At 64.9% G+C, this 15,048-nt stretch carries 13 protein-coding genes, 1 tRNA gene and 1 pseudogene; 13 read left to right on the forward strand and 2 right to left on the reverse strand.

Annotated features, from left to right (window positions below; all coding sequences use genetic code 11):
- Positions 1-6: 6 nt before the first annotated feature.
- The 4 genes from N5K27_RS12655 to N5K27_RS12670 are packed head-to-tail and all read left to right on the forward strand — an operon-like array spanning position 7 to position 6,184.
- A complete protein-coding gene (locus N5K27_RS12655; protein WP_087837016.1) occupies positions 7-993 on the forward strand; it encodes a tripartite tricarboxylate transporter substrate binding protein in 987 nt (328 codons plus the stop codon).
- A 15-nt stretch (positions 994-1,008) separates the two neighbouring features.
- Complete coding sequence (locus N5K27_RS12660; RefSeq protein WP_087837015.1) at positions 1,009-2,415, forward strand: MmgE/PrpD family protein; 1,407 nt, start codon at positions 1,009-1,011, stop codon at positions 2,413-2,415.
- Between the two features lie 19 nt (positions 2,416-2,434).
- Positions 2,435-4,090 carry an electron transfer flavoprotein-ubiquinone oxidoreductase gene (locus N5K27_RS12665; RefSeq protein ID WP_176400645.1) on the forward strand — a complete coding sequence of 552 codons (1,656 nt, stop codon included), beginning with the start codon at positions 2,435-2,437 and terminating at the stop codon, positions 4,088-4,090.
- Between the two features lie 48 nt (positions 4,091-4,138).
- Positions 4,139-6,184, forward strand: coding sequence for an NADPH-dependent 2,4-dienoyl-CoA reductase (locus N5K27_RS12670; RefSeq protein WP_087837013.1), 2,046 nt, complete (start codon positions 4,139-4,141; stop codon positions 6,182-6,184).
- 27 nt (positions 6,185-6,211) lie between these two features.
- Here N5K27_RS12670 and gcvA read toward each other — a convergent pair whose 3' ends face one another.
- On the reverse strand, positions 6,212-7,159 hold the full coding sequence (gcvA, locus tag N5K27_RS12675) for a transcriptional regulator GcvA (RefSeq protein ID WP_087837012.1): 948 nt from the start codon (positions 7,157-7,159) through the stop codon (positions 6,212-6,214).
- A 170-nt stretch (positions 7,160-7,329) separates the two neighbouring features.
- On the opposite strand from gcvA, the gene N5K27_RS12680 reads away from it, so the two are divergent.
- Genes N5K27_RS12680 through N5K27_RS12710 form a run of 7 tightly spaced genes read left to right on the forward strand, consistent with a single transcriptional unit; the run spans position 7,330 to position 13,640 of the window.
- Positions 7,330-7,737, forward strand: a complete 408-nt coding sequence (locus tag N5K27_RS12680; RefSeq protein ID WP_087837011.1) for a RidA family protein — start codon at positions 7,330-7,332, stop codon at positions 7,735-7,737.
- On the forward strand, positions 7,734-8,567 hold the full coding sequence (locus N5K27_RS12685) for an alpha/beta fold hydrolase (protein WP_087837010.1): 834 nt from the start codon (positions 7,734-7,736) through the stop codon (positions 8,565-8,567). The genes N5K27_RS12680 and N5K27_RS12685 overlap by 4 nt, the downstream gene beginning before the upstream one ends.
- Positions 8,560-9,912: an amidohydrolase family protein gene (locus N5K27_RS12690; RefSeq protein ID WP_087837009.1), complete on the forward strand. Its 1,353-nt coding sequence runs from the start codon at positions 8,560-8,562 to the stop codon at positions 9,910-9,912. The genes N5K27_RS12685 and N5K27_RS12690 overlap by 8 nt, the downstream gene beginning before the upstream one ends.
- A gap of 29 nt (positions 9,913-9,941) precedes the next feature.
- Entirely contained in the window at positions 9,942-11,222 is a 1,281-nt protein-coding gene (locus tag N5K27_RS12695; protein WP_087837008.1) for an aromatic ring-hydroxylating dioxygenase subunit alpha, read from the forward strand.
- A gap of 18 nt (positions 11,223-11,240) precedes the next feature.
- Entirely contained in the window at positions 11,241-11,753 is a 513-nt protein-coding gene (locus tag N5K27_RS12700; RefSeq protein WP_087837007.1) for an aromatic-ring-hydroxylating dioxygenase subunit beta, read from the forward strand.
- 37 nt (positions 11,754-11,790) lie between these two features.
- The gene (locus N5K27_RS12705; RefSeq protein WP_087837006.1) at positions 11,791-12,768 is read left to right on the forward strand and encodes a tripartite tricarboxylate transporter substrate-binding protein; all 978 of its coding nucleotides are present in this window, start codon (positions 11,791-11,793) and stop codon (positions 12,766-12,768) included.
- A 23-nt stretch (positions 12,769-12,791) separates the two neighbouring features.
- Positions 12,792-13,640: a fumarylacetoacetate hydrolase family protein gene (locus N5K27_RS12710; RefSeq protein WP_279816833.1), complete on the forward strand. Its 849-nt coding sequence runs from the start codon at positions 12,792-12,794 to the stop codon at positions 13,638-13,640.
- Between the two features lie 36 nt (positions 13,641-13,676).
- Here N5K27_RS12710 and N5K27_RS12715 read toward each other — a convergent pair whose 3' ends face one another.
- The gene (locus N5K27_RS12715) at positions 13,677-13,958 is read right to left on the reverse strand and encodes a peptidylprolyl isomerase (protein ID WP_279816835.1); all 282 of its coding nucleotides are present in this window, start codon (positions 13,956-13,958) and stop codon (positions 13,677-13,679) included.
- A gap of 93 nt (positions 13,959-14,051) precedes the next feature.
- Between N5K27_RS12715 and N5K27_RS12720 the strand changes: the two genes are divergently transcribed.
- Both N5K27_RS12720 and N5K27_RS12725 read left to right on the forward strand, forming a co-directional pair.
- Positions 14,052-14,136 (forward strand) — tRNA-Leu (locus N5K27_RS12720).
- 180 nt (positions 14,137-14,316) lie between these two features.
- Positions 14,317-15,048, forward strand: a pseudogene (locus tag N5K27_RS12725) (tyrosine-type recombinase/integrase); the annotation flags it as partial.

Raw genomic sequence — 15,048 nt, forward strand, 5'->3', positions numbered from 1 at the left:
ACACTCATGGATCGCCGCGTCTTTCTCGCCACGGCAGGTATGGCTGCCGGGCAATCTCTTGTCGCACCAAGGCTTGCGCTGGCACAAGGCACCTATCCGAATCGTCCCGTACGCTTGATCATCCCCTTTGCGCCGGGAGGCCAGACCGACATCCTGGGCCGCCGTTTTGCACAGAAACTGGAGTCCGCCGCAGGCCAGTCGATCGTGCCGGAAAACAAAGGCGGGGCAGGGGGCACGATCGGCAGCCTGGAGGTCGTTCGCGCGGCGCCGGACGGATATACGCTGGAAATCGGGACGTCGTCGACCCACGCGATCAGTCCGTTCATCATGAGCAAGCCGCCGTATGATCCGGTGAAGGATTTCACGCCCATTGCCCTGCTCGGCATCATTCCCATGGTGATCGCGGTGCACCCGAGTGTTCCAGCCAGGAATCTTCAAGAGTTGATCGCGTTGATCAAGGCCAATCCGAGCAAGTATGCCTATGGTTCCGCAGGTGTCGGCAGCATCAACCACTTGACCGGCGAAATGTTCAAGACCCAGGCCGGGGGGCTGGAACTCCCCCATGTTCCCTACAAGGGAAGCGGGACCAGCGTGCAAGACCTGATCGGCGGACAGATTCCGGTCCTGATGGCGACCTTCTCGTCGGTCGAGGCCGCGCAGCGCATGGGGCGAGTCCGCATTCTGGCCATAACGATGGACAAGCGTTCGCCGATTGCCCCCGAAGTGCCGACGGCGGTCGAGAGCGGGATGCCCGACCTGCTGTCCTACACGTTCAACGCGCTTTTCGGGCCTCCCGCCATGCCGGCGGCCATCGTGGGCTATCTTGGCGATCAGTCTCACAAGATCATGAGCGACGTGGCGTTCCAGAAGGACCTGCAAGGCCTTGCGATCGACCCGGTCACGGATTCGACGCCGGAGTCCACTGCCAGGTTCGTTCGAGAGCAGGTCGCCCGATTCGTTCCCATCATCAAGGCGAGCGGCATCCAGGTCTAGGGCCTGCAATCATCGATGACCCGATCCGCGCAAGCGGCCGGGCAGGGAATGGATAAGACCTCGTCCAGAATCGTCGATTTCGCGATCTCCGCCAGAGACGCTTCATTTTCCGCCTCCGCGGTGGATGCGTGCAAACGCAGTCTGGTGGATACCTTCGCATGCGCGCTGGGGGCTTTTGATACGCCCCTGGCGCACAAAGCCCGCCATACCGCCGGCCGCTACAAGGGGGGGCAGCCGGCCGCCCAGGTCTGGGGCTGCGACTGGACCGCCAGCGTGGAGATGGCGGCTTATGCCAACGGCGTGATGCTACGCCTGCTCGATCTGAGCGACGCCTACAGGAAAAAATGCGGCGGACATCCCAGCGACGTCGTTGCCGCCATCGCCGCCGCGGCGGATGCCTGTAACTCGAGCGGCGCGGAAGTCATCGCGGCGACTATTGCGGCGTACGAGATCTACTGCGCCTGCTGCGATGCCGTCGATTTGAACGCCCTTGGATGGGACCAGCCCGTCTACGGCGTGGTCGCATCGGCGATGGGGGCGGGCATGTTGTTCGGTCTGGACAGGGAACAAATGGGGCAGGCGCTGTCCCTTGCCTTGGCCCCCAATCTTGCATTGCTGCAAACCCGGCGTGGGAGTCTTTCGAGCTGGAAGAACTGTGCGGGAGCGAACGCCGCCCGCAATGGTGTGTTCGCCGTCCTGTTGGCAAGGGAGGGGTATACCGGTCCCGAAGAGGTGTTTGAGGGACCGCATGGTTTGTTCGAAATAACCGGAGCCTTCGATTGGGACTTGCCGTCGATCGCCAGCGAGTCGAACCGCATCGCGCGGGTCAACTTCAAGAGTTTCCCATTGTGCTACCACGGACAAGCTGCCGCCTGGGCGGCGCAACGGCTGTTCGGTGTGGTCCGGCCGGATCAGATCGAAAGTATCGACGTGGCGACGTATCAGCAATCGTTCAATGAAATGGCGAGTGAATCATTGAAGTGGGCGCCGAGAACCGCGGAAACCGCCGATCACAGCCTGCCCTTTGTCGTCGCGACCATGCTCGTCTACGGCGACGTGGATAGGGATTCATTCAATGATGCGCGCCTCGACGATGCGGTACTGGCGGGCTTGATGAGAAAAACCCGGGTTACCGTCGACCCGGCACTATCCGACGGGTATCCGCAATCCGCGCCTTGCAGACTATCGGTGCGTCTTGCCAGCGGTGACCGTTTCGATGTCCGGATCGATTCGGCCAAGGGCCATGCGGACAATCCGATGGATTTCGGCGATCTGCGGACCAAGTTCGGGAAGTTGACCGCAGGGCGTTGCGAAGCGAGCCGGGTTGCCGGTTTCTGCCGCGCGATCGGCGCCCTGGAACATGCCCCGAGTTTTCGAGAGACGGTGGGAACGTGGCGCCACCTCGAATCGACCATCTATTGACTGGAAACGACTGGAAAGCATGACCATGGAAGTAATGGAGTATGACGTGCTGATCGTTGGCGGCGGTCCGGCGGGACTGGCCGCGGCGATCAAGCTCAAGCAACTTGCCTTGGAGAGCGGCGGCGAGATCAGCGTCTGCCTGATCGAAAAAGGTTCGACGATCGGTGCCCATATCCTTTCCGGCGCGGTGATGGATCCGATAGCCATTGACGAGCTATGGCCGGCCTGGAAGCAAGACGGTGCGCCGCTGAACCAGCCGGTTACGGAGGATCGGTTCCTGTTCCTGTCCGAGTCCGGCGGTTTCAAAGTACCCGGCTTCGCCTTGCCCGGAAACTTCCAGAACCATGGCAACTACGTCGTCTCCCTGGGAAACGTGTGCCGTTGGCTTGCCTCCAAGGCCGAGGAACTCGGCGTGGAGATCTATGCCGGCTTCGCCGGCACCGAGATTCTTTATGACGAGGGAGGCGCCGTACGCGGCGTGGCCACCGGCAATATGGGCGTGGGTCGAGATGGTGAGCGAACTGCCGGCTTCCAGGAGGGCATGGAGCTGGTTGCCAAGTACACCGTGTTCGCCGAAGGGTGCCGCGGTCACCTCGGCAAAAGGCTGATGGCCAAGTACGATCTGAACAAAGGGGCGGATCCGCAGGCCTACGGCATAGGCCTGAAGGAATTGTGGGAGATCGATCCGGCCAGACATAGGCCGGGCCTGGTAATCCATACCGCCGGCTGGCCTCTGAAAAGCGATACCTATGGCGGCTCTTTTCTCTACCATTTGGAAAACAATCTGGTGGCCGCGGGTTTCGTTGTCGGCCTGGCCTATCAGAATCCTTACCTCAGTCCGTATGACGAGTTCCAGCGCTACAAGCTGCATCCGATGATCAAGCCCTTCTTCGAGGATGGCAAGCGGCTCGCCTATGGCGCGCGCGCATTGACCGCCGGCGGCCTGCTCTCGTTGCCCAGGTTGATCTTTCCGGGCGGCGTGCTGGTGGGCGACGATGCGGGGTTCCTGAACGCTTCGCGCATCAAGGGTAGCCACGCCGCGATCAAGACCGGCATGCTGGCGGCCCAGGCTGCTTTCGATGCCATCGGCGCCGGCCGCGCGCGGGACGAACTCCTGGCTTATCCGGAAGCGTTCAAGCGCAGCTGGCTCTATTCGGAACTGAATCGCGCGCGAAACTTCAAGCAGTGGATGAGCAAGGGTTTGTACGCGGGGGCCATGATGGTGGGTATCGAGCAGAAGCTCTTCGGCGGCAAGGTGCCCTGGACCTTGCACCGCAGGCACGCCGACCACGAGTGCCTGAAGCCCGCCTCGGATTTCAGGCCGATCACTTATCCCAGGCCGGATGGCAAGATCAGCTTCGATCGCCTTTCTTCGGTGTTCATCTCGAACACGGCTCATGAAGAGAACCAGCCGGTGCACCTGACGCTCAAGGACCCGTCGGTTCCTGTCGACATCAACCTGGCCAGGTATGCCGGCCCGGAATCGCGTTATTGTCCGGCAGGGGTCTATGAGTTCGTGAAAAACGATACGCAACCGGGAAGCAATGGCGAACGCCTGCAGATCAACGCTCAGAACTGCGTGCATTGCAAAACCTGCGACATCAAGGATCCGACGCAAAACATCGTGTGGGTTGCGCCCGAGGGCGGCGGCGGTCCGAACTACCCCGAAATGTGAAGAACTCGGCCCGGAGCCGCCGTCGATTCCCCGTTTTTCGAGAAGGCTATGACTCTCTGCACGCCGACCCGCTACCCGATACTGCTGTCGCCGCTACGGGCCGGCACCCATCTGCTGGGGAACCGTGTCCTGATGGGAGCGATGCATATGCAGCTGGAGCTTCTCGACCGTCACACGGAGCGTCTGGCGTTGTTCTACGCCGCCCGGGCGCGAGAGGGGGTGTCCCTGATGGTCACCGGCGGCTTTGCTCCCCACCCCGATGGGCGCATGGACGAGTCCGCGCCCGTTCTGGCCAGTCCGATCGACGCAGAGAAGCTCAAGCCCATCACCGCCGCGGTCCACCGGGAAGGCGGAAAGATACTCCTGCAAATCCTTCATGCGGGGCGGTATGCCCGCATCGCCCGGCCTGTGGGAGCCTCGGAGCGTCCGTCACGCATCAACAGGCGTCCCCTGCGCGCACTCGATACCCGGGAGGTCTGGGGGACGGTCGAGGGTTTCGTCCGCTGCGCCGAACTGGCGAGGGCGGCCGGCTTCGATGGCGTCGAAATCATGGGTTCGGAAGGCTATCTTCTGAATCAGTTTACGAGTGAGCGCACGAACCCTCGCAGCGATGTATTCGGCGGCAGCATGGAAAACAGGCATCGGCTGCCGGTCGAGATCGTCCGCCGGATCCGCGCGGCGCTGGGGCCGGATTTCCTGGTCATGTACCGGATCTCGGCGGTCGATCTGGTTGAAGACGGCGCTTCCCGGACGGAAACCGTTCAATTGGCGCAGGCGGTGGAAAGTGTCGGTGCCGACATTCTGAACACCGGGATCGGCTGGCACGAGTCGCTCATTCCGACCATCATGTATGCCGTTCCCCGGGGAGCCTGGAGATTCGCCGTCGCCGCGATCAAAGGCGTCGTCGGGATTCCGGTCGTTGCCTCGAACCGCATCAATACGCCCGAAGTCGCGGAGCAGATCCTGGCCGAGGGCGTGGCCGACATGATTTCCATGGCCCGTCCTCTTCTGGCGGATCCGGCTTTCGTCAGTAAGGCCGCGGCGGGCCGCGCGGACGAGATCAATACCTGTATTGCCTGCAACCAGGCCTGCCTCGACTATATCTTCAAAGGGAAGCCGGTGACCTGCCTGGTCAATCCACGGGCTGGCAGGGAGCTTGACTATGCCGAATGGCATGCCTCGCGCCGGCGGCAGCGCATTGCCATTGTGGGGGGCGGCGGCGCTGGGATGTCCTGCGCGGTCACGGCGGCGGAGCGGGGTCATGACGTCACGCTTTATGAGGCATCGAAGCGCCTGGGGGGGCAGCTCAATTACGCGAAGGCGGTGCCTGGAAAGCAGGAGTTCAGGGAGCTGTTGCGATACTTCGCCCGGCGGTTCGACGTGCTGGGCGTCGACCTGAGATTGCAGGCGTCGCCAACGGATGAGGAACTGGCCGCGCAAGACTACGACCAGATCGTTGTCGCGACAGGCGTTCGCCCTCGTATTCCCGACTTTCCCGGCGTGTCGCATCCGAAGGTCATCACCTATGCCGACCTGCTCGATGGTAAAGCGCAGGCTGGCCGCCGTGTGGCGGTCATAGGCTCGGGCGGCATCGGTTTTGACGTAGCGGAGTTCCTTCTTGGTCAGCAGTGGCCTGCCGAAGGAGACCAGGCAATACGCCAGTTTCAAGCCTACTGGGGCGTAGACCCCAGCTTGCGCGCCAAAGGGGGATTGGCCACACCGCTATCCGCCGCCCCGGCACGGCAGGTCATCATGCTGCAGAGGCGTCTCGAAAAACCGGGCCGGACGCTGGGTCTGACAACCGGATGGGTCTTGAAAGGAAATCTGCAACGGGCCGGCGTCGAGTTTGTCGCGGGCTGTACCTACGAGCGCATGGACGATGCCGGCTTGCATGTCCGGGTCGAAGGAAACCTGCGCTGCCTTGAAGTCGATACCGTCGTGATCTGCGCGGGACAGGAGCCGGTCAACGACCTTTACCACGCACTCATTGCGCGAGGTTTTCCGGCACATCTGATCGGCGGTGCCCATACGGCGGCAGAGATCGACGCGCTGCGTGCGATCAGCTCCGGCATGCGCCTGGCCATGTCGTTCTAGTTTTCAATGCCAATGCGCCGCACCGGGTCACGCTGTCCGCGCTTCTTTCTTGAGCCACTCCCGGAACTGCTTGACGACCTCGCGTTTCGAGGCCGGTTCGTTGCTGACGATGTGGTAGCTGGACGCTAGCCGGATTTCCAGCGGGAAGGGTGCCACCAGTCGGCCGGTCGCCAGGTCCAGGCGGGCCAGTTCCTTGGTGGTCGCGACCACGCCCTTGCAGGCGACGGCGGCTTCCATCGCGGGGATGGAGTGCCAGAAGTGAGGCCCCCGCGAGGTGTCGATGCCCTCCACGCCGGCTTTCTCCAGCCACATGTCCCAGAACGACGGGCCTTCATACAGCACGCCGCGATCGTCGTGGAGCAGCACGTGGCGGCGCAGGTCGTCGGGCTCGCGCAGGGGGTTGTCGCCTTCGAGCAGGGCGGGGCTGCACAGCGGGGTGAGGGTCAGCGGCATCAACTGGTCGACCCGCATGCCCGGGTAGCCGCCGTTGCCGAACACGACCAGCACGTCGACCTCGTCCACCCAGCCCATCACGCTGGCGACGTCCCCGCGCGGTCCGCGCGGCAGGCGCGGGAACTGCCGCACCCGGGTGGAGACGCGCACGTCGATGTCGGGGAAGGCGGTCACGAAGCGATGCAGGCGCGGCATCAGCCAGTTGGAGATGAAGGACGGGGGCGCGCCGACCTCGAGCACGTCGGCGCCGCGGTGGTCGCGCAGCCGTCCCACCGCCTGGCGCAGGCAGTCGAAGCCTTCTTCCAGCTTGGGAAAGAAGATCTCGGCGCTGGCGGTCAGTTCGATGCCGCGGTGGACGCGGCGGAAAAGACGCACGCCCAGCATGTCCTCCAGGGTCTGGATCTGGTGGCTGACGGCGGCTGGCGTGACGTTCAGTTCCTCGGCGGCCTTCTTCAGGCTGCGGTGGCGGGCGGCCGACTCGAAGGCTCTCAGCGCGGTCAGGGGAGGCAGTGGATGACTCATGTTTTTAGATTAGTTTTTCTAACTTCATATGGGAAGAGAATTCGTGTGACAGGCCTGAAGGGCATGCCTATAGTGACCTGCAAACAAGAGCGCCATATTCCGCGCCCAAGCCATCTTCCGGATGCATCAAGTTAGTGCGTCTAATCTGAAAAACCACCCGTGGACACGCCATGCCCGATATCCAGATCCTCAATCCCGTTGGCCTTGGTACCCCGCTTGCCCAGTATTCCCAGGTGGCCCGTGTCAAGGCCTCGGAATTCGTCTTCATCGCGGGGCAGGTCGCGACCGATCAGCACGGGAACACCGTCGGCGCGGGCGACTTCGATGCCCAGTGCGTGCAGGTCTTCCGCAACATCGACATCGCGTTGAAGGAAGTGGGCGCCACCTGGCAGAACGTGCTGCAGTTCACGACCTACCTGGTGCACTCGCAGGACATTCCCAGGCTGGGCGCCTACCGCGAGCGTGCCTTTCCGGGCATGTTCGGCACCCGCGCCTATCCGACCAACACCTTGCTGATGATCGATCGCCTGGTGCGCGAGGATCTGCTGATCGAAGTGCAGGCGGTCGCGGCGCTATGAGTTCGCGTCTGCGCGAGGGCAGGTTCGAGCTGGACGGCATCCCCGTCCACTACGCCGAAGGCGGCGCGGGCCTGCCGCTGCTATTGCTGCATGGCTCGGGTGCCGGCGCGTCCAGCCACGGCAACTGGCAGCGCGTACTGCCGCGGCTGGCCGAGCTGCACCACGTGCATGCGATGGACCTGATCGGTTTCGGCCGGTCGGGCGCCAAGTCCGCCGGGCCGCATTTCGACTATGCCCTGTGGCTGCGCCAGTGCCGCGAAATGATCGCGCGCATGCCGGGAGAGCGGATAGGCGTGATCGGGCATTCCCTGTCCGGCACCCTGGCCCTGCGTCTGGCGGCCTGCGAACCGCGTGTGGCGCGCGTGATGACGACGGCGACCATGGGCGCGTCGTTCGCCGCCAATCCCGCCACGGAAACCGCCTGGAGCTTTCCCGGCGACCGCGAGGCGCTGAAGCGGGCCTCGCGCCTGCTGGTGCACGATCCGGCGCTGATCGACGAGGCCTATCTGGACGGTCGCGAGCGCATCCTGCGCGAGGGCGATCACGGCCGGCGTTTCGAACAGATGTTCGCGGGCGACAAGCAGCGCTTCATCGATGCCGTCGCGCTGACGGCGGACGAGCTGGGCGCCATCGGCTGCGAGGTACTGATGCTGCACGGCCGCGACGATCGCGGCTTCCCCGCCGATGTTCTTACGCTCCCGATGTCGCGATTCATCGCCCGGGCCGACGTGCACCTGCTGAGCCGCTGCGGCCATTCGGTCGCCTTCGAGTGGCCGGAGAAGTTCCTGGCGCTGGCCGTCCCGTTCTTCACCGGGGTGGCGCATGGGTGAGCCGGCCTACATTCTGAAGGGCAAGGTGATCGACGGCACGCTCGATGCACCCATCGCGCGCGGTGCGGTCGTGACGCAGGGCGAGGAGATCGCATGGGTGGGCGAGGCGGCGGCATTGCCGCCGCGCTACGCGCAGTCCGGCGCCCAGGTGGTCGACCTGCCCGGCCGCAGCATCTTGCCCGGCCTGGTCGACGGACACATCCACATCTCGTTCGGCGAGGCGCGCTCGGAAGAGGAACTGGCGCTGTACACGCCGGTGGAGTTCCGCACGCTGAAGGCGGTGTGGAACGCCAAGAAGGTGCTGCAGGCGGGTGTGACCAGCGCCTTCGATGCCGCGACCACGTTCAACATCGCGCAGTCGGTGCGCGACGCGATCGACAGCGGCATGTTCGAGGGGCCGCGCCTTGCGGTGTCGGGCCGGCAACTGACTTCCCACCAAGGGCTGGAGGATTCCTTCCCCAACTGGATGGAATTCCCGCCGGGGCAGGCGGGCGTGCTGATCCGCAGCCGCGACGAACTGGTCGAGCAGATCCGCTACCAGGTCAAGGACGGCGTCGATGCCATCAAGGTGTCGGGATCGAACGATTCCTTCATCACCCCTGATTCGCTCGACGGCTCGGCCTTCACCTATGACGAATACCGGATGGTGGCCGACGAGGCCCACCGGCTCGGCCGCATGTGCACGGTGCACGCGCGTTCCCGCGATGCCGTGGCCGATGCCGCGCGCGCCGGTTTCGACGTGATCTTCCATGCGTCGTTCATCGACGACGAAGGCATCGATCTGTGCCTGCGCAACGGCTGCGTGATCGTGCCGACGCTGCCCTTGCTGGTCAACGCGATCGAGGCCACGGGCGGGTCGGCCAATCCGGCCAATGCCGGGTTCCAGCGCGAGGTCGACGCGGCGCTGACCAACCTGGCCCGCGCCAGCCGTGCCGGTGTTCCGCTGGTGCCTGGGTCGGAAAGCGGCTGGTCGCCGGTGCCCTACGGCCAGTGGCACGCCCGCGAGATGCAGATATTCGTGGACGACCTGGGCCTGTCGCCCGGGCAGGCTCTGCATGCGGGCACGCTGGGCGCCACGCGTTTGTTCCGCCGCTTCGGCGACCGGGTCGGCAAGCTTGAGGCCGGACGCTATGCCGACTTGATCGTGGTCGACGGCGATCCGCTGGCCGACATCGGGCTGCTGCAGAAACCGTCGCGCTTCGACCTCATCCTGAAGGCCGGGCACCCGGTGGACCGCACGCCGCCCGCGCCGCGCAGGCCCATGCACTACGAACGGCACAAGATGTTCCTGAATGGCATTTTCCACTACGACCAGGAAGCCGGCCACGGCGTCCTGCGGCGCTGACCCTTCTTCATTCTCCAGCAGGAAACTCGATGACGTACAGCAAAGAGCAACTCGCCGGCCTGGTCCAGGCGGATCGCGTGCACCGGGCCTACTACACCGATCCGGCCGTGTTCGAGGCCGAGATGGCCAAAGTGTTCGGCAAGGTCTGGGTCTATGTGGGCCACGACAGCCTGGTGCCCAATCCGGGCGACTATTACTGCACGACGCTGGCCGGACAGCCGGTGGTGCTGAGCCGCCACGAGAGCGGTTCGGTACACGTGCTGTACAACCGCTGCGGCCATCGCGGCGCCAAGGTGCTGTCCCGCACGCGCGGCAACGCGCGCGTATTTTCCTGCATGTACCACGGCTGGGCGTTCCGCCCCAACGGCGAGCTGGCGGGCGTGCCCATGCGCGCCGACTTTCCCGAGGAAGCGCTGCGCGAGCCGCGCGCGGGCATGGAGCCGCTGCCGCGTGTCGACAGCTATCGCGGCTTCGTATTCGCTTCGCTCGATCCCGGCGTGATGCCGCTGCTCGATTTCCTGGGCGAGGCGCGCAAGGGCATCGACGAACTGGTCGACCGCTCGCCCGAAGGGCGGGTCGAGTTCGCGGCCGGCTGCCATCGCTACCACTTCCGCGGCAACTGGAAGCTGCAGATGGACAACATGGCCGACACCTACCACCCCGCGGCCGCCCACGGCTCGACCGTCGGTCCGGACGGTCGCCAGTTCCAGCGGCGTGCGGGTGACCAGGGCGGAGCGGCGCTGTTCTTCGCGCCCAACGGCGAGGCGGTGGTGTCGCAGCTGGGCGTGCGCGGCTTCCCGCATGGCCATAGTTCGGAACAGTCGCTGTTCGACAAGGAGCAGGCCGGCGGCGTCTGGGACGACTACCGTGCCCTGATGGTCGCGCGCTACGGCGAGGAACGCACCGCCGACATCCTGAAGAACCGCCGGCACAGCCTGACGCTGTTTCCGACACTGGACATCCTGATCGCCCAGACCTCGGTGCGCGTGGTCAAGCCGATCGCGGTGGACCTGACCGAGGTCGAGATCTGGCCGGTCCGGCTGGCGGGCGCGCCGGCCGTGATCTCGGACGATCTGGTCAAGTACGTCAACATGACTCACTCCGCGTCGTCGTTCATCCAGACCGACGATCTCGAAGCCTTCGAGCGCTGCCAGGAAGGACTGAAGGCGCAGGGCAGCGACTGGGTGCTGGTCGCGCGCGGCATGGGCGCCGAGGTCGACGAAGGCGACGGCGTGCTGTTCGGCGCGCGTTCGAGCGAAGTCGGCCAGCGCGCCAAACACTATGCCTGGCGCGACCTGATGAGCGCCTGATTCCACCAGAGAGCCACCATGAACACGCTTGCAAGACTCACCCCCGCGGGCCATGCCGCGCCGTCCCTGGACACCCTGCGCGACTTTGTCGAACACGAGGCCGATCTGCTGGACAACCGCCGCTTCGACGAGTGGCTGGACCTGTACAGCGACGATGCCGTGTACTGGGCGCCGGCCGCGCAGGACCAGGCCGACTGGATCAGTCACGTGTCGCTCTACTATGACGAGAAACACACCATGAAGACGCGTGTGGCGCGGCTCAAGCACCCGATGATCCATTGCCAGGACCCGCCTTCGACGACGGTGCGCGTGCTGTCGAACTTCGGTCTGGAAGCCGCTGACGGTGACCGTTTCCGCGTCCGCAGCAAGTTCATCATGCTGGAGGACCGGCCAGGCGCCGACCGCCGCGTGTACGGCGGACGTTATCTGCACACGCTGCGGTTCGACGGCACGCATTTGAAAATCGTCCAGAAGTGCGTGCGGCTCACCAACTGCGACCAGAGCTTCCCGCAACTGACCCAGCCGTTCTGAGGATGCGCATCGGCGCTCTTGCCCCTGGAGGTTCACGATGAAATCCCTGTTGCGCATCGGCCGCGTGCTGGCCTGTATGTCGATCCTGGCGTCCGCGGCCCCGGCCGTCCAGGCCGATGACTATCCGACCCGCCCCGTGCGGATGATCGTGCCGTACGCCCCCGGCGGCGCGCCGGACGTGCTGGCGCGCTCGCTGGCGCCGGGCTTGTCGGAGTTCTTCAAGCAACAGTTCGTGATCGAGAACCGGCCCGGCGCGGGCGGCATCGGCGCGGCCGAAAGCGTGGTCCGCGCCGCCCCGGACGGCCACGTGCTGTTCTTCTCCGACATCCAACAGCTTGCGATCAACCCCTACCTGTTCGCGAAGCTGCCCTATGCCGCCGACAAGGACTTCACGCCCGTGACCCTGGCCGCGACCATTCCGCTCTATATCGCCGTGCAGTCGTCGCTGAACGTGCACAACCTGGCCGAGCTCGTCGCCCTGGCCAAGGCCAGGCCGGGGGCGTTGACCTACGGCTCGTCGGGCATAGGCAGCATCCACCACATCGCCATGGAATCGATGCTGCACGGCCTTGGCATCAACGTCGTGCACGTGCCGTACAAGGGGTCGGGCCAGTCGGTGCCCGCCTTCATGGGCGGCGAGACCTCCCTGGTGATCGCCGCCTATCCGGCGCTGGAGCAATACGTCAGGACCGGCAAGGCGCGATTCATCGCCGTCACCACGCTCGACCGTCCGGCCATGACGCCCGACATCCCGGCCGTGTCCGAGACCGTGCCCGGCTACGACTTCAGTTCCGAGATGGGCATCGTGGTGCCGGCCGGCACGCCGCAGACCGTGGTACAGCGGCTTTCGGCCGCCGTGGCACGGGCGCTCAAGCAGCCCGATACCGTCGTCCGCCTGAAGGCCATGGGCGCCACCGCCATCGGCAGCAGCCCTGACGGCTATGCCGCCAACATCCGCAACAACCTCGACAAGTTCGGCAAAGCGGTCAAGCTGGCCGACATCACCCCCAACTGAACGCGTCCATACGGAGAGTTTCCTTGAAGCTGTTGAGATACGGCCCGCCGGGCCTGGAGCGGCCCGGCCTGCTCGACGCCGGCGGCGTGATCCGCGACCTGTCCGGCCTGCTGGCCGACCTCGGGCCCGACACCCTGTCGCCGGCCGCCCTGCAAGCGCTGGCCGCGCTCGACCCGCAGCGCCTGCCCGTGGTGGACGGCGCGCCGCGCCTGGGTACGCCCTGGCGCGGCATCGGCAAATTCGTCGCGGTCGGGCTGAACTACGGGCGCCATGCGGCCGAGGCCGGCATGGCCATTCCGGCCGAACCCACGCTGTTCTGCAAATGGACCAGCTGCATCTCGGGCCCGGACGACGACATCGTCATTCCGACCGGCTGCACCCGGGTCGACTGGGAAGTGGAACTGGGCATCGTCATCGGCAGCCGCGCGCGGGCCGTCGACGAGGCCGGCGCCTTGCGCCACGTGGCCGGCTACTGCCTGGCCAACGACGTGTCCGAACGCCAATACCAGATCGACCGCGGCGGCGGCCAATGGGGCAAGGGCAAGGGCTTCGACAGCTTCGGCCCGCTGGGGCCCTACCTGGTCACGGCGGACGAAGTGCCCGACCCGCAGGACCTGGAACTGTGGCTGGAACTCAATGGCGAACGCCGGCAGACGGGGCACACCGGCGACATGATCTTCTCCTGCGCCAGACTGGTCAGCGAGTGCAGCCGCGTCATGACGCTGGAACCCGGCGACGTCATCATCACCGGCACCCCGGCCGGGGTGGGGATGGGGGCCCGCCCGCCGCGCTACCTGGAAGCGGGTGACGTGGTCACGCTGGGCGGCGGCGTGCTGGGAACCCAGACACAGCGGGTCGTCGCGGCGGGCTGAGGGGCGAACCCCCAGCGCGGCCGCGGGCGGGGCGCGTCAGTCCTGGCGGCTCGTCACTTCCACCAGGTGATAGCCGAACTGGGTCTTGACCGGGCCCTGGACGACGTTGACGGGGGCGCTGAACACCACCTTGTCGAACTCCGGCACCATCTGGCCGGGACCGAAGGTGCCCAGGTCGCCGCCCTGGGCGCGCGAGGGGCAGTTGGAATGCTCGCGCGCGACCTGCGCGAAGTCGGCGCCGCCTTCGATGGCGGCTTTCAGTTCGTTGCACTGGGCCTCGGTGGAGACCAGGATGTGGCGGGCGCTTGCATGGGCCATGATTTGCTCCTTGGTAAGAGCAAGCAGAGTACCGCAAATTACGGGTATAATTTATGGCTCCCTTCCTTTCGGCCCTTCGCGCCGGAAGAACCTGCCCGAGTGGTGAAATTGGTAGACGCAGGGGACTCAAAATCCCCCGCCGCAAGGCGTGCCGGTTCGATTCCGGCCTCGGGCACCATCAGAAAATCTTCTGGCAATTCAAGCCATTAGAAGATTTCGCAGTACAATCCCCGCACCGGGGGATTTTCCTAAAGTTGTGGTCCGATACAGTTTCGGTACAGTGATGCGGCGCAAGCCTCATTCCGGAGCACTCATGGCTACCATTGTTAGAACATCCTCGGGCACTTGAAAAGCGCTCATTCGTAAGACCGGCTGGCCAACCACCGCCAAGACGTTCCGTACCAAGCGCGATGCCGAAGATTGGGCGCGTCGCACGGAGATGAAATGGTACGCGGCGTGTACATTCAGCGAGCGCCGGCCGAACGCATGACGGTGGAGGCGGCGCTAAAACGTTACCTCAGGGAAGTGACCCCCACTAAGCGTGCCTCAACTCAGGCAAGGGAGCATAAGAAGGCGCAGGTACTAATCCGCCATCTCGGCAAGTACTCGCTGGCCGCCCTGAACCCCGAAATCGTTGCGCAGTTTCGAGATACCCGGCTGGCCGGCGACGTTGACAACAACGGCAAACCACGCCCGCGCAGTAACAATACAGTGCGCCTGGAATTGGCACTACTAGGCCACCTGTTCGCCGTCGCCATCAAGGAATGGGGCATCGGCATGCCCTTTAATCCCGTCTCCAACATCCGGCGCCCGGCGCCAGGCGCGGGCCGCAACCGACGGTTAACCCAACAAGAGCAGAGCCGCCTGCTGCAAGCCGTCGACAAGCACTCGAACCCCATGTTTGGCTGGATCGTACGCATAGCGATCGAGACCGGCATGCGGCTCTCCGAAATCGCTACGCTGCGCATGCGGCAAGTGGAGACCGACAGGCGGGTCGTTCGGCTCGATCACACCAAGAATTCGTCGCCGCGCACTGTCCCACTGACCGCCGAAGCAACGCGCGTCTTCGCCGATGCGCTCGCCAACCCTT

This window comes from Pigmentiphaga sp. GD03639 (assembly GCF_029845405.1).
In the GTDB taxonomy this organism is placed as follows: Bacteria; Pseudomonadota; Gammaproteobacteria; order Burkholderiales; family Burkholderiaceae_B; genus Pigmentiphaga; species Pigmentiphaga daeguensis.

Excerpts from the sequence above, each read along its gene's own strand:
- N5K27_RS12690 (WP_087837009.1), top strand. The coding sequence starts at position 8,560 with ATGGGTGAGCCGGCCTACATTCTGAAGGGCAAGGTGATCGACGGCACG.
- gcvA (WP_087837012.1), bottom strand. The coding sequence starts at position 7,159 with ATGAGTCATCCACTGCCTCCCCTGACCGCGCTGAGAGCCTTCGAGTCG.
- N5K27_RS12655 (WP_087837016.1), top strand. The coding sequence starts at position 7 with ATGGATCGCCGCGTCTTTCTCGCCACGGCAGGTATGGCTGCCGGGCAA.
- N5K27_RS12665 (WP_176400645.1), top strand. The coding sequence starts at position 2,435 with ATGACCATGGAAGTAATGGAGTATGACGTGCTGATCGTTGGCGGCGGT.
- N5K27_RS12715 (WP_279816835.1), bottom strand. The coding sequence starts at position 13,958 with ATGGCCCATGCAAGCGCCCGCCACATCCTGGTCTCCACCGAGGCCCAG.
- N5K27_RS12695 (WP_087837008.1), top strand. The coding sequence starts at position 9,942 with ATGACGTACAGCAAAGAGCAACTCGCCGGCCTGGTCCAGGCGGATCGC.
- N5K27_RS12705 (WP_087837006.1), top strand. The coding sequence starts at position 11,791 with ATGAAATCCCTGTTGCGCATCGGCCGCGTGCTGGCCTGTATGTCGATC.
- N5K27_RS12685 (WP_087837010.1), top strand. The coding sequence starts at position 7,734 with ATGAGTTCGCGTCTGCGCGAGGGCAGGTTCGAGCTGGACGGCATCCCC.
- N5K27_RS12670 (WP_087837013.1), top strand. The coding sequence starts at position 4,139 with ATGACTCTCTGCACGCCGACCCGCTACCCGATACTGCTGTCGCCGCTA.
- N5K27_RS12660 (WP_087837015.1), top strand. The coding sequence starts at position 1,009 with ATGACCCGATCCGCGCAAGCGGCCGGGCAGGGAATGGATAAGACCTCG.
- N5K27_RS12680 (WP_087837011.1), top strand. The coding sequence starts at position 7,330 with ATGCCCGATATCCAGATCCTCAATCCCGTTGGCCTTGGTACCCCGCTT.
- N5K27_RS12700 (WP_087837007.1), top strand. The coding sequence starts at position 11,241 with ATGAACACGCTTGCAAGACTCACCCCCGCGGGCCATGCCGCGCCGTCC.